Annotated in this window: 10 protein-coding genes and 1 pseudogene; 1 reads left to right on the forward strand and 10 read right to left on the reverse strand. The window is 70.5% G+C overall.

Features of this window, described 5'->3' with window-relative positions; translation table 11 throughout:
• Positions 1-64: 64 nt before the first annotated feature.
• Positions 65-3,415: a DUF2126 domain-containing protein gene (locus tag J2W78_RS12095; protein ID WP_253370735.1), complete on the reverse strand. Its 3,351-nt coding sequence runs from the start codon at positions 3,413-3,415 to the stop codon at positions 65-67.
• Positions 3,416-3,594: 179 nt separating this feature from the next.
• Here J2W78_RS12095 and J2W78_RS12100 point away from each other — a divergent pair, with 179 nt between their 5' ends.
• Complete coding sequence (locus J2W78_RS12100) at positions 3,595-4,755, forward strand: zinc-binding metallopeptidase family protein (protein ID WP_253370737.1); 1,161 nt, start codon at positions 3,595-3,597, stop codon at positions 4,753-4,755.
• 113 nt (positions 4,756-4,868) lie between these two features.
• Here the strand turns inward: J2W78_RS12100 and J2W78_RS12105 are convergent, their stop codons facing one another.
• The 9 genes and pseudogenes from J2W78_RS12105 to J2W78_RS12145 all read right to left on the reverse strand — a co-directional run bounded on the left by J2W78_RS12105 (position 4,869) and on the right by J2W78_RS12145 (position 13,623).
• Positions 4,869-5,552: a DUF2147 domain-containing protein gene (locus J2W78_RS12105; protein WP_253370739.1), complete on the reverse strand. Its 684-nt coding sequence runs from the start codon at positions 5,550-5,552 to the stop codon at positions 4,869-4,871.
• Between the two features lie 236 nt (positions 5,553-5,788).
• Positions 5,789-5,998, reverse strand: coding sequence for a hypothetical protein (locus tag J2W78_RS12110; RefSeq protein WP_253370741.1), 210 nt, complete (start codon positions 5,996-5,998; stop codon positions 5,789-5,791).
• Positions 5,999-6,329: 331 nt separating this feature from the next.
• Positions 6,330-7,712, reverse strand: coding sequence for an FAD/NAD(P)-binding protein (locus tag J2W78_RS12115; protein WP_253370743.1), 1,383 nt, complete (start codon positions 7,710-7,712; stop codon positions 6,330-6,332).
• A gap of 42 nt (positions 7,713-7,754) precedes the next feature.
• On the reverse strand, positions 7,755-8,717 hold the full coding sequence (locus J2W78_RS12120; RefSeq protein WP_253370745.1) for an aliphatic sulfonate ABC transporter substrate-binding protein: 963 nt from the start codon (positions 8,715-8,717) through the stop codon (positions 7,755-7,757).
• 61 nt (positions 8,718-8,778) lie between these two features.
• The gene (locus J2W78_RS12125) at positions 8,779-9,756 is read right to left on the reverse strand and encodes a sulfonate ABC transporter substrate-binding protein (protein ID WP_253370746.1); all 978 of its coding nucleotides are present in this window, start codon (positions 9,754-9,756) and stop codon (positions 8,779-8,781) included.
• Between the two features lie 17 nt (positions 9,757-9,773).
• Complete coding sequence (ssuD, locus tag J2W78_RS12130; protein ID WP_253370748.1) at positions 9,774-10,961, reverse strand: FMNH2-dependent alkanesulfonate monooxygenase; 1,188 nt, start codon at positions 10,959-10,961, stop codon at positions 9,774-9,776.
• A gap of 31 nt (positions 10,962-10,992) precedes the next feature.
• Positions 10,993-11,763: an ATP-binding cassette domain-containing protein gene (locus tag J2W78_RS12135; RefSeq protein ID WP_253370750.1), complete on the reverse strand. Its 771-nt coding sequence runs from the start codon at positions 11,761-11,763 to the stop codon at positions 10,993-10,995.
• Positions 11,764-11,784: 21 nt separating this feature from the next.
• On the reverse strand, positions 11,785-12,630 hold the full coding sequence (locus J2W78_RS12140) for an ABC transporter permease subunit (RefSeq protein WP_253370752.1): 846 nt from the start codon (positions 12,628-12,630) through the stop codon (positions 11,785-11,787).
• 8 nt (positions 12,631-12,638) lie between these two features.
• Positions 12,639-13,623 (reverse strand): annotated as a pseudogene (locus J2W78_RS12145) (aliphatic sulfonate ABC transporter substrate-binding protein).
• Position 13,624 lies beyond the last annotated feature (1 nt).

Here is a 13,624-nt window from a genome sequence, read left to right on the forward strand (position 1 = left end):
TCTTGTCTTGCCGCGCTCTCTTGCGACGAACCGGTGACCACTTCGACGGAGAGCGCTCCGGCGGTCATCGGGGTGCGGGCGTGCGCAGGTCGAGGGTCAGGGGGAAGTCGCCCGTGCGCTCCTCGGCCGGCATCGCGAGGCGGCCGGGGGTGTGGCCCATGGCCTCGAACCGCGCGAGGCGGCGCCCCTCCGCCTCGTAGGCGTTGACGGGAAAGCTGTCGTAATTGCGCCCGCCCGGATGGCTGACATGGTAGCGGCAGCCGCCGATCGAACGGCCGCTCCAGGCATCGAAGATGTCGAAGGTCAGCGGCCCGTGCGGCGGGATCGTCGGGTGCATCGAGGAGGCGGGCTGCCACGCCTTGAAGCGCAGGCCCGCGACCGCCTCGCCGCTGGCGCCGGTCGGCGTCATCGGCAGGCGTCGGCCATTGCAGGCGATGACGTGCCGGCCGGGCACGAAGCCCTCGACCTTCACCTGAAGCCGTTCGACGGATGCATCCACGAAGCGCACGGTTCCCCCGGCGGCCCCCTCTTCGCCCAGCACGTGCCACGGCTCCAGCGCTTGGCGCAATTCGAGGCCGACGCCGCCCTGCTCCACCCGGCCGAAGACGGGGAAGCGGAACTCGGCTTGCGCCGCGAAGGCCTGAGGGTCGAAGTCGTAGCCGCCGCCGCGCAGGTCTTCCAGCACGGAGAGGAAGTCCGCCCAGAGGAAATGCGGCAGCATGAAGCGATCGTGCAGCGCCGTGCCCCAGCGGACACAGCCGCCCGTCTGCGGCTCGCGCCAGAGCCACGCCACGATGGCCCGCAACAGCACCTGCTGGGCAAGGTTCATGCGCGCGTCCGGCGGCATCTCGAAGGAGCGGAATTCGAGCAGGCCGAGCCGGCCCGTGGCGCCGTCCGGCGAGAACAGCTTGTCGATGCAGATCTCGGCGCGATGGGTGTTGCCGGTGACGTCGGCGAGGATGTTGCGGAACAACCGGTCCACCAGCCAGTGCGGGATGTTGGCCCCATCCGGCTCCGGCACCTGCGCCAGCGCGATCTCCAATTCGTAGAGCCCGTCATGGCGGGCTTCGTCCATGCGCGGCGCTTGGCTCGTCGGGCCGACATAGAGGCCGGCGAACAGGTAGGACAGGCACGGGTGCCGCTGCCAGAACAGCACGAGGCTCTTCAGGAGATCCGGCCGGCGCAGGAACGGCGAGTCGGACGGGGTCGCGCCGCCGAGCACGACGTGGTTGCCGCCGCCGGTGCCGGTGTGGCGCCCGTCGATCATGAACTTCTCGGCGCCCAGGCGCGTTTGGCGCGCCTCCTCATAGAGGCCTCGGGTGATCGCGACCGCCTCGCGCCAGGAGCCGGCGGGGTGGACGTTGACCTCGATCACGCCGGGATCGGGCGTGACCTTGATGACCGACAGACGCGGATCGTAGGCCGGCTCGTAGCCCTCGATGTGGATCGGCTGGCCGATGCTCTCGGCGGCGCGTTCGAGATGTCCGACGAGGTCGATGTAGTCGTCGGCCCGCTCCACGGGCGGCATGAACACGCAGAGCACGCCGTCGCGCGGCTCGACCGACAGCGCGGTGCGCACGGCCACGCCCTCGATGCCGGCTCCGTTGGCCCGGTCGGCGCCCTTCGTCAGGGGGGCGTCCCGGGGGCCGCCCGGTTCGACGGGCAGGTCGCCGCGGGCTTCGAGCGGGTCCTGCGGGTGGTAGTAGGGGTAGGAATCCGGCGGAACGTAGGGCAGCGAGCCGAGCGGCAGGCGGAAGCCCAGCGGCGAGTCGCCGGGGTTGAGGTAGGCGCCGCCGCGGCGGAACTTCCAGGTCTCCGAGATCCAGGCACGGCCCTCCCCCGCCGCGAGGTTGGCCAGCGGCAGCACGTAGCCGACGGGCGCGTCGAGGCCGCGCCCGAACACGCGCGCGAACCGGGCATCGGTCTCCGGGCTGCCGGTCCGTGGTTCCGCGGTCGTGACGTTGGCCGGCAGCTCGCTCTCGCGGGTCCGCCAGTACACGGCGTCCTCGTAGGCCGGGAAGACGAAGCGGGCGAGTTCGAGGCGCTCGGCAAGCGTGCCGATCAGCCGCTCGGCATCCGTGATGGTGGCGGTCTTCGCGCCGTCCTCGACGGCGATCAAGTCGGCGTTCTTCCAGATCGGCACGCCGTCCTTGCGCCAATAGAGGGCGAAGGCCCAGCGCGGCAGGCTCTCGCCGGGATACCACTTGCCCTGGCCGTAATGCAGCATGCCGCCGGGCGCGAAGCGGTTCCGCAGGCGGCGGATCAGTTGGTCGGCGAGGCCCCGCTTGGTCGGCCCCACGGCGGCGACGTTCCATTCGGGTGACTCGAAGTCGTCCACCGAGACGAAGGTCGGCTCGCCGCCCATGGTCAGGCGCACGTCCTGCTCGGCGAGATCCGCGTCGATGCGCTCGCCGAGCGCATCCATCGAGGTCCAGACCTCGTCCGAGAACGGCTTGGTGATGCGCGGGGCTTCAGCCACACGGCTGACCGTCATCTCGTAGGCGAACTCGACCTTGGCCGGCTCGGCCAGCCCGGAGATCGGCGCGGCGGCGTTATAGTGCGCGGTGGCGACCAGCGGGATGTGCCCCTCGCCCGTGAGCAGGCCGGAGGTGGCGTCGAAGCCGATCCAGCCCGCGCCGGGAAGGTAGACCTCGGCCCAGGCGTGGAGATCGGTGAAGTCGGTCGTGGTGCCGGTCGGGCCATCCACGGCGGTGGTGTCGGGCACGAGCTGGATCAGGTAGCCTGAGACGAAGCGGGCGGCAAAGCCGAGGCGCCGCAGCACCTGCACCAGCAGCCACGCGGAATCGCGGCACGAGCCGCTCTGCAGATTCAGCGTCTCGGCGGGCGTCTGCACGCCGGGCTCCATGCGCACGCCGTAATTCACCTCCGCCCGCAGCAATGCGTTGAGCGCCACGAGGAAGGTGACCGTGTGGGTCTCCCCGGGAATGCGCGTCAGGAAGGCGTCGATCTCCGGCCCGTGCGCGTCGTCGAGGACGAGGTAGGGCGCGAGCGCGACCTTCAGATCCGGCTCGTAGTCGAAGGGATGGCGCTCGGCGTAGGGCTCGACGAAGAAGTCGAACGGATTGATGACCGCGAGGTCGGCGGTGAGATCAACCTCGATGCGCAGTTCCGTGGTCTTTTCCGGGAAGACGAGGCGGGCGAGCCAGTTGCCGGCCGGATCCTGCTGCCAGTTGATGAAGTGGTTCTCCGGCGTCACCTTCAGCGCGTAGGCCGGCACCCGGGTCCGCGCATGCGGCGCCGGGCGCAGCCGGATCGTCTGCGGCCCCAGCGCGATCGGCCGGTCGTAGCGGTAATGCGTGACGTGGTGCAGGGCGGCTTGGATCGACACGGAGGCTCCGAAGGCTTCTGCGATGGTCTCGAACGAGCGGGCGGTGCGCTCGGCCGCCGATTGCATGCCTTACTACAGTTCATGCGGCCGGAAGGAGCAATCGGGATAGCAAGAACCGTGCAGTGGCCGCCGGCCGGCATGGAACTTCGTCCGGCTCGCACCCTTGGTAAGTGCGGAAGCCGCGGGAGCGACGGTGCGGCCCGGTTCTTGTAGGGATCCCGCGGCGGCCGGAGCGGGGGCCTCCCATGAAAATCTTCCAGTGCCAAGCCTGCGACCAGCCGGTGTCGTTCGAGAGCACCGTCTGCGAGAGCTGTGAGCGGCGGCTCGGCTATGTCTGCGACCGGCACGAGATCTCGGCGCTGGAGCCCAGCGGAGAGGATGGGCGCGGGCCGCTGTTCCGCGCCTACGCGCATCCGGGCCGCAAGTACCGCCTCTGCGCCAACGCGGCCCACGACGCCTGCAACTGGATGGTGCCGGCGGAATCCGGTGAAGCGTTCTGCGTCGCCTGCCGCCACAACCGGATGGTGCCGGACCTGGGCGTCGGGACGAATCTCGACCGCTGGCGCCGGATCGAGGCGGCCAAGCACCGGTTGTTCTACTCGCTCCTGCGCCTCGACCTTCCGCTGGTGACGCGGGAGCAATACTCCGACGGGCTCGCCTTCGATTTCCTCGCCGAATCCGCCGGACCGCCGGTGATGACCGGCCATCTCGACGGGCTCATCACCCTGTCCATCGCCGAGGCCGACGACGTCGAGCGGGAACGCCGCCGCAAGCTGTTCGGCGAGTATTACCGCACCCTGCTCGGCCATTTCCGCCACGAGATCGGGCATTACTTCTGGAACCTGATGGTGCGTTACGACGCGAGCCTGCCGACCTTTCGCGCCCTGTTCGGCGACGAGAGCGCCGATTACGGGGCCGCGCTCCAGCGCCATCACGCCGAGGGGCCGCCGCCGCGTTGGGAGGAGTCGTTCGTCTCGTCCTACGCCACCGCCCATCCGTGGGAGGATTTCGCCGAGACCTTCGCCCACTACCTGCACATCATCGACACGCTGGAGACCGGCAGCGCCTTCGAGATCCGCCTGAAGCCGAAGCTGCGGGCCAAGGCCGAGCCGGCGGCCCCGGCCACCTGCATCGATTTCGACCCTTACGAAACGCCGGATTTCGAGCGGGTGGTCGAGGCGTGGATCCCGCTCACCTACGCGGTGAACTCGCTCAGCCGCTCAATGGGACAGCCGCCGCTCTATCCGTTCACGCTGACGCCGTCGGTGATCGCCAAGCTCGCCTTCGTGCACGAGCGGATCTACGCCGCGCGCGCACCCGGCGGCATCACGGAGGAGGCGAGCGCCGAGATGCTGAAGGCGGTGATCGCGGGGTTGCGCCAGCGGGTGGCGGCCCCGACGTCGTGAGCCGATCTCGCGGGGGCGAAAGCGATCCGTCATCACGATGCGGGCCGGATGAGGCTTTCGCCTCATCCGGCATTCCGATCGCGGCAGTCTTATGAGCGGTTCTTGGGCGCCGGTTACTGCGCCGGGGCCGGTGCCGCCGGGGTCTTGGGGGCGGCGGGCTTCGGCGCGGGCTTCGTCGCGGGGCCAGCGCTGCCGGTGGCGGCGGGCGCATTGGCGGCCGTGCCGGGGGCGGCCTTGGGCGCCCACTCGGCATCGGCGCGGGGGCCGTTCGACCCATTGGTCGGGCCGGTGAGCTGGCCGGGCTGGGCGTCGGTCACCTTCTTCCAGGTCTGCGACTGGCACAGGAAGGCGATCAGGCAGCCCTTGACCGTCAGCTCCTCCGGCTCGTCCGACCAGATCGTGACGTCGTAGAACTTGCCGTCCTCGGCGTTGTAGATCTTGCCCTCGTAGCGGGCATCCTCGTTCAGCTTGAGCCCGAGGATGAGCTGATGCCCCAGCGCGGCACGGGTGCGCTTCTTTGCATCGGGGTTGCGGAAATCGATGCGCGGCTTGCCCTCGTCGTTGAGCGGCGTCTTCAGCCACACGGCGTAGCCGCACAGGTTCTTCTCCTGCGGGCCGCACTTCTCGACGCGGATGCGCGCCTTGCCGTCCTGCGTCAGCCAGGTGCCGCTCGGGTCATGCGCGGGCGCGGCGGCCGAGGCGGGAACCGCCGACAGGGCAGCCAGGCCGGCGGCGAGGGCCACGACGCGGCCGGTGCGGAGGAAAGGCGCGCGCGCACCGATCGGTCCGAAGATCATGCAAACATCCCCACTCGGGCGCGGCGGCGGTTACGGGCCGCACCGTTCATCCTGACGATTGGGCCGCCCGCTCACGGACCGTTGCCCCTTCGCCGCAGCCATCGAATCGGAAGGTGACCGGATCATGACCGCCGCGGGGCGGTTGCGACGCAATTCGCCCGTCTTCGCACCACGCATACGAAAAGGGCCGGTGCACGTGGCACCGGCCCTTTCGGATTAGTCTGGTCGAACCGCGCTTACTCGGCCGGGGCGAGGTCGGCGGTGAAGTGGCCGCACCAATCCTTGGAGGCGACGACCGGCCATAGGCCCTGGCTCTGCGCGTCGGGCTGGCTCACCGGCGGGTTGAAGCGGCAAAGGCCCTGGTCGCCCGCGGCCTGGGCGCCGTTGGTCTTGTGGTCGTCGAAGAAGCGGCAGCTCTGGCAGGCAGCGTTGCTCGAGGTGGCCATGATGTCTCTCCGGTTTTCGTTCGTTGCTCGTTGGCGGGTCTGCCGTCGGGGCCGTTCGGCGCCAGACGTCCCGCCGTCACGACCCTTAATTAGAACAACTCCAAACTTGGATCAAGCTCTTTAGAACGATTCCGAATTGTGAGCCGGCGCGAGAGGGAGCATGCCTGCACCGCGAGAAACCGTAGGCCGGGCAGAGGTTTGCGCTGGAAGCGGAGAATGCGGGGCGATCGGACAGGGACCCGACCACACCTCACGAATGCGTGAAGCGCCGGAGAGGCGAGGCTCTCCGGCGCTTCGGGACGCCTTGCCGAACGACGTGAAGGAGGGTGCGCTACGCCGCCGCCGCGCGGTCGAGGGCTGCAGCGACGAGGCCGGCGAGTTCCGCGGCCTCGTTGCGGATATCGGGCACAGCGGTGCATTCCCACAGGATGCCGCGCAGGAGCGGCCCCAGGATCCAGAGCGGTCCCCCGCCCTCCCCCGCCGCGGTGTGGACCGCCCGGTAATCCACCCCCGCATCGAGGCCGAGCCCGAATGGGCCGGGACGCACGAGCCCACGCTCGAACAGGCGCCGCAGCAGCGGGTCGCGGTTCTCCTTGAGATGACCGAAGCCGGTGGCGTCGATCATCGCTTGGACGGCGAGGCGCTCCGGGCGCTCGGCCCCGCGCAGGCGCAGCGTCACCACCGCCTGCGACGCCTCGTCCTCGATCTCGATCAGGCGCCCGGCCCGCACCGTCAGGGCGCCGCGGGCGATCTCGTCGGCAATGGTCTGCGCGGCGGGTGGGGCGGTGCGGTGGCGATGCACATCCCAGAACGGGCGCAGGTGGCGCTGGAACCGGGCCTGCTCCCGCGGCGGCAGGCTGCGCCAGATCGTATCGGTGAGCGGACGCAGGGCGTCGATGACGCCGTGCCAGCCGATACCCAGTTCCGCGGCCCGCGCGACGTCCGAGCGGATGCGGGCGAGGAGCCGCCTCAGGGAGGCGAAGTCGGCCGGCCTGAGGTTCGGCGTAGGCCAGAGGTCGGCGGGGGCGTGGGCGTTCGGCAGCAGGCCCCGGCGCGACAGGGCGAGGATCGCGCCGGTAAAGCCCTGCGCCCGCAGGCTCGCCACGGCGTCGAGCATGGTGAGGCCGGTTCCGACGATCAGGACCGGCGCGTGCGGGTGCAGGCGGCCGAAGCTTTCCGGGGCCCAGGGGTCGAGGCTGTGGCGGCTCTTGGGTGCGGCCGAGGCCAGGTTGCCCATGGCGAGCACGGCGCCGGCGACCCGGTGGGTCTGTCCGCCCTCGGTGTGCAGCAGGAAGCCGCCGGCCCGCGGCTCCAGATCGGTCACCGCATCGTTGACGAGGCGCAGACGCGGCAGCCCCGGCCCGGTGACGGCCGCGGTCAGCAGGTCGGTAAGGTAGCTGCCGTAATGGCCCCGCGCCACGAAGGTGCCGGCCGACGTCGTCACGACGCCCTCGCCGAGATCGGCGCCGGAGAGCCACTCCTCGAAATGGCCTGGCCGGTCCGGAAAGGCGCTCATATTGGCGGCGCGCACGTTGAGGAGGTGGGCCGGGTTACCGGTGCCGTAGGCGAGCCCACGCGCGAAGCTGCCGCCGCGCTCGCACAGCAGCACCGGCTGCTCCGGTGGCAGGGCCGAGAGGAGCTGGAGCGCGGCCATGGTGCCGCTGAACCCCGCGCCGATCACGGCGATGGGGGGCAGGCTTGCCTGACGGGTCATCGTGTTCGATCCTGTTCGATCTCTTGCGTGACGCTCCCTCGATCAGCGTGACGGCGATTCCCAGACCGGCAGCGCGGACGCATCCACGGCGCGCGGCAGCAGCCCCTCGGCGCGGAAGGCGTCGGCGATGGTCTGCTGCTCGGCCAACCCCGCGCGGCTTACCGGCTCGACCCGGTAGGAGCGGCGGGCATTGGCCCATTTGACGATTTCGGGCTCGATCTTCCACAGGGCGCCGAGCCGCGCGGCGGCCGGGTCCGGGTTGGCTTTTACCCAATCACCGGCCTCGCGCAGCTTGGCGACGAGCAGGGTCAGCACGTCGGCGCGCTTTTCGGCGTAGGCGTCGGAGGCGAGATAGTAGCGCTTGTAGGCCGAGAGGCCGGTGCCGTCCCGCAGGATGCGCGCCCCGGCCTGGATCTGCGCGGCGGAGAGGAACGGGTCCCACGCCACCCAGGCATCGACGCTGCCGCCGGCCAGCGCGCTGCGCCCGTCCGCCGGGGTGAGGTAGGCCGGGTTGATGCTCTTGAAGGGCAGCCCCTCCGCCTTCAGCGCGGCGAGCAGCAGATAGTGGCTGCCGGCGCCCTTGGTGACCGCGACCTTGCGGCCCTTGAGGTCGGCGACCGTCTTCAGCGGGGAATCGCCCGCCACGAGGATCGCCTGCGCTTCCGGCGAGGCGGCCTCCTGCGCGATGTAGGTGATCCGGGCATTCGCCGCCTGTGCGAAGACCGGCACGGTGTCGGCGACATCCGCCGAGACGTCGATGCGGCCGACGTTCAGCGCCTCCATGATCGGCAGGCCGCTGGTGAACTCGTGCCAGGAGACGGTGACGCCGAGCGGCTTCAGGGCCGTCTCCAGCGCCGCGTCCTCGCGCAGCAGCGCGATCAGCGCCGAGGAGCGCTGATAGCCGATGCGCAGGGTGGATTCCTCCGCTGCGGCCGGATCGCGGCCGAGGGCGAGACCCAGCGTCAGGCCGGCGAGGACGAGGCGGGCGGCGGACCGGCGGTTCATGGGGACTTTTCGGGTTTGCTCGGGAGGAGAGAATCGTGGCGAGGGCGCGCGTATCAAAAAATCAGCTGCCCGGCTTGCGCACGGCCCCGGCGATGTCGACCGTCTTCGGCACGAGCTTGAGCCCGTGGAAGGTGTCGGCGATGCGCTGTTGTTCCCGCGTCACCGCCTCGTCGAGGGGGCGGATGCCGTAGGTCTGACGCTTGAGGGCAAGGCTCAGGATCGGCGCCGGGATGCCGACGGAGGGGCTCAGTTCCTTGGCCACCGCATCGGTGTTGTCCTTGGCCCAGGCGTCGACCTCGGCGACCGCCGCGACGATGGCGTCGAGCGCCGGGCCGTTCTCGGCGGCGAAGCTCTTGGAGGAGAGGTAGAACTGGTGGTTCGGCACGAGGCCGGTGCCGTCGGCGAGCACCCGGGCGTTGCCGCCGGCTTCGGCCGCCGCGAAGTACGGGTCCCAGATCACCCAGGCATCGACCGCGCCGCGCTCGAACGCCGCCCGCGCATCGGCGGGCGCAAGGTAGACCGGGGTGATGTCGGCGAGCGTCAGGCCTGCCGCCTCGATCGCGCGCACCAGCAGGTAGTGGACGTTCGAGCCCTTGTTGAGCGCGACCTTCTTGCCGCGCAGGTCCGCGACCGATTGGATCGGGCTCGCCTTCGGCACCAGGATCGCCTCGCCCTTCGGCGCGGCGGGCTCGTGGGCGACGTAAGCGAGCACGTCGCTCGCGGCCTGGGCGAAGATCGGCGGGGTCTCGCCCGCCGAGCCGAAATCGACCGCGCCCGCGTTCAGCGCCTCCATCAGCGGCGGGCCGGAGGGAAACTCCGACCACTGCACCCGGTAGCCCAGCGCCTTCAGCTTCGGCTCAAGGCTGCCGCGGCCCTTCAGCAGCACCAGCGTACCGTATTTCTGGTAGCCGATCCGCACCGTCCGCTCGTCAGCATGGGCGGCGAGCGTCAGGCTGGCAAAGATCAGCGCGGCGAGCGCCAGCCACAGTCGCGGCAGCAGCGACGACGGGATGGAAGCGGAGCGGGTGCGGGCATTCATCGGACGAAACTCCCCGATCAGTGGGCGCTGACGCGGCGGGTCGGCACGATGTCGTTGGCGATGACCTCGCCGAACGGGCCGTTGTTGCGGGCCGTGCTCGGCGCCGTGCCGGTGGTCGCGCGCAAGGGGAGCTTGGGGAAGACCAGCTCGGCGAAGCGGTAGGCCTCTTCCAGATGCGGGTAGCCGGAGAGGATGAAGCGGTCGATGCCGAGATCGATGTACTCCTTCATCCGGTCGGCGACCTGATCCGCCGAGCCGACCAGAGCCGTGCCCGCCCCGCCGCGCACGAGGCCGACGCCGGCCCAGAGGTTGGGCGAGACGACGAGCTTGTTCCGGTCACCGCCGTGCAGCGCCATCATCCGGCTCTGGCCGACGGAATCCTGGCGCTTCAGGGTGGCTTGCGCCTGGGCGATGGTGGCGTCGTCGAGCCGCGAGATCAGACGGTCCGCCGCCTCCCAGGCCTCGCCTTCCGTCTCGCGGACGATGACGTGCAGACGGATGCCGTAGGAGAAGGTCTTGCCCTTTTTCTCGGCGGCCTCGCGCGCCTTGGCGATCTTCTCGGCGACGCCGGCCGGGGGCTCGCCCCAGGTCAGGTAGACCTCGCAATGCTCGGCCGCGACCTCGATGCCGGCGGGCGAGGAGCCGCCGAAATAGAGCGGCGGATAGGGCGCCTGGACGGGGCGGAAGATCACCCGGCCGTTCTCCGAGCGCAGGTGCTGACCGGCGAAGTTCACGGTCTCGCCGGCCATCAGTCCGCGCCAGATGTGCAGGAACTCGTCGGTGACGGCGTAGCGCTCGTCGTGGTCGAGGAAGACGCCGTCGCCCTTCAGCTCCACCGGATCACCCCCGGTGACGACGTTGATGAGGAGGCGCCCGTCCGAGATCCGGTCCAGGGTCGCTGCCATGCGCGCGGCGACCGAGGGCTCCTGCAGGCCGGGGCGCACGGCGACGAGGAAACGCAGGCGCTGCGTCAGTGGGGCCAGCGCGGAGGCGACGACCCAAGAATCCTCGCAGGAACGGCCGGTCGGCAGCAGCACGCCGTAATAGCCGAGGTCGTCCGCGGCCTGCGCGATCTGGCGCAGATAGGGCAGCGAGACGTCGCGGGCGCCTTCCGAGGCACCGAGATAGCGGCCGTCGCCATGGGTCGGCAGGAACCAGAGGACGTCGGTCTTGCCGTCGGCGGGGGGGCGACTCTGGGCGGTCATGGGGTACGCTCCGAAAAAACGAAAGAAGGGGTCAGGCGCCGTGGCCGAGAAGCCGGTCCAGGATGCGGCCTTCGAGTTCGGCCAGCGCCGGGTCACCGCGGCGGCGCGGACGGGGCACGTCCACGGCGACGTCCAGCGCGATGGCGCCCTCCTCGACCACGAGGATGCGGTCGGCCATCGCCACCGCCTCGCCGACATCGTGGGTGACGAGGATCGCAGTGAAGCCCTGGTCCTCCCAGATCCGCTCGATCATCGCCTGCATCTCGATGCGGGTGAGCGCGTCCAGCGCCCCGAGCGGCTCGTCCAGGGCGAGCAGCGCCGGGCGGCTCACCAGGGCGCGGGCGAGCGCAACACGCTGGCGCTGGCCGCCGGAGAGCGTCGCGGGCCAGTTGCCGGCTTTGTCGGCCAGCCCGACCTCGTCGAGGACGGCGAGCGCCCGCTTGCGCCGCTCGGCACGGCCGATTTCCCGCCCGAGCCCGACCGCGACGTTGTCGGAGACCCGCGCCCAAGGCAGCAGCCGCGGCTCCTGGAACATGATTCTTTTCGAATTCCGGTCGCCATTGATGGTCACGCGGCCGGCGCTTGGCTCCTCGAGGCCGAGGATCAGGCGCAGCAGGGTGCTCTTGCCGCAGCCGGAGCGGCCGACCACGGCGACGAACTGGCCGGCGGGCACGTGCAGGTCGAGCCCGCGGATGACGGGCGCCCCCCCGTCGAAGCTTTTCGAGAGGCCGCGCAGGGTGATGGCGAGGCCGGCGTCGCGGTCTCTCGCAGATGCGTCCTCGACGCGCAGGGCAGCGGACATGGGGTTCACTCGCGGAAAAAATCAGGCGTTGCGGTAGGCCGGGTTCCAGGCGAGGCAGGTGCGTTCCAGCGCCCGGGTCAGGCTGTCGGCGATCTTGCCGAGCCCGGCGTAGATCAGGATCGCCAGCACCACGACATCGACCAGCATGAACTCGCGGGCCTGCATCGCCATGTAGCCGAGGCCGGAATTGGCCGAGATCGTCTCGGCGACGATGAGCGTCAGCCACATGATGCCCAGGGCGTAGCGCACGCCGACGAAGATCGAGGGCAGCGCGCCCGGCAGCACCACGCGCCAGAACAGCTCCCGCCGGTTCATGCCGTAGACCCGGCCCATCTCGATCAGTTGCGGATCGACCGAGCGGATGCCGTGCAGGGTGTTGGCGTAGACGGGGAAGAACACGCCGAGCGCCACGAGGAAGAGCTTGGCCCCCTCGTCGATGCCGAACCATAGGATCACCAGCGGGATCAGCGACAGGTGGGGCACGTTGCGCACCATCTGCAGCGTGGTGTCGGTGAGCTTTTCCGAGAGGTTCGACAGGCCGTTGGCCAGACCGAAGGTCAGCCCGATGCCGCCGCCGATGAGGAAGCCCGCGGCCGCCCGGGCGAAGCTGACCCACAGGTTCTCCCAGAGTTCGCCGGTCTGGGCGAGGCGCCAGCCCGCGGCGGCGACATCGAGGGGAGCGGGCATGAAGCGGGTCGAGACGAGCCCGAACGAGGCCGCCGCCTGCCAGCCGAGGATGACGAGGGTCGGCACCAGCCAGGGCAGCAGCTTAGCCGTCGGTAGGCGCGACGACCTGCGCTGGAGCGGGGCGGCCTCGGCGCGGTCTGCGCGGCCGGGGAGCGATCGGATCGCGGCGGAATCGGCCATGGTTCGGCTCACCCGTTGTTCTTAGGTCTTGTTGGCGGTCTCGGGCGGCGTCCAGACGATGTCGGACACCCGCACGGGGCGGGGGATCACGCCGATGGCGTGGAATCGGTCGGCGATGCGTTGCTGCTCGGCGGTCACGGTCGCATCCATCGGCGCGATGACGAAGCGGATGCGATCCACCGCGCGGCGCGTGGCGGCGAGCGGCACGCCGGTGATCTTCGACAGGCTCGCCGCGACGCTGGGGCGGTTGCCCTCGCACCAGACTGCGACCGCGCCGAGCGCGGCGATGGCCGCCTTGAGCACGTCGGCTCGTTCCTCGGCGAAGGTCTTGTTGGCCAGGAAGAAGTTGTTTGTCGGCGCGATGTCCGGGGCCTGTACCAGGATGCGTGCGCCTTGGCCCTCTTCGGCGATGGCGAAGTAGGGATCCCACACCGTCCAGGCGTCGATCGTCCCGCCGGCAAACGCCGCGGCACCGTCGGCCGGCGCGAGCAGCACCGGGGTGATGTCACGGTAGCCGAGACCCGCCTTCTCCAGGGCGGCGACGGTGAGGTTGTGCGCGCTCGACCCCTTGGCGAAGGCGACGCGCTTGCCCTTGAGGTCGGCGAGCGAGGCGATCGCGGAGCCCTTCGGCAGCAGGATCGCCGAGCCCGAGCCGCCCCCCGGCTGTGCCGCCGCGTAGACGAGACCCGCGCCCGCGGCCTGGGCGAAGATCGGCGGGGCGTCGCCGGTCTGGCCGAAATCGATCGCGCCGAGGTTCAGGGCTTCCAGAAGCGGCGGGCCGAAGGAGAACTCGACCCAGCGCACGGCCACGTTCTGCGGCTTCAGCGCGGCTTCGATCGCAGTCTGCTCGCGGGCGACGGCGAGGATGCCGTTCTTCTGGTAGCCGATGCGCAGCACGCCCGGCTCGCTTGCGCGGGCGCGGCGGAGCGGGAGCGCGGAGCCGGCCGCGGCAAGGCCGGCCGCGAGAAGGCGGCGGCGGTCGAGCATCGCCATC

The organism is Methylorubrum extorquens, from assembly GCF_024169925.1.
GTDB lineage: Bacteria > Pseudomonadota > Alphaproteobacteria > Rhizobiales > Beijerinckiaceae > Methylobacterium > Methylobacterium extorquens_A.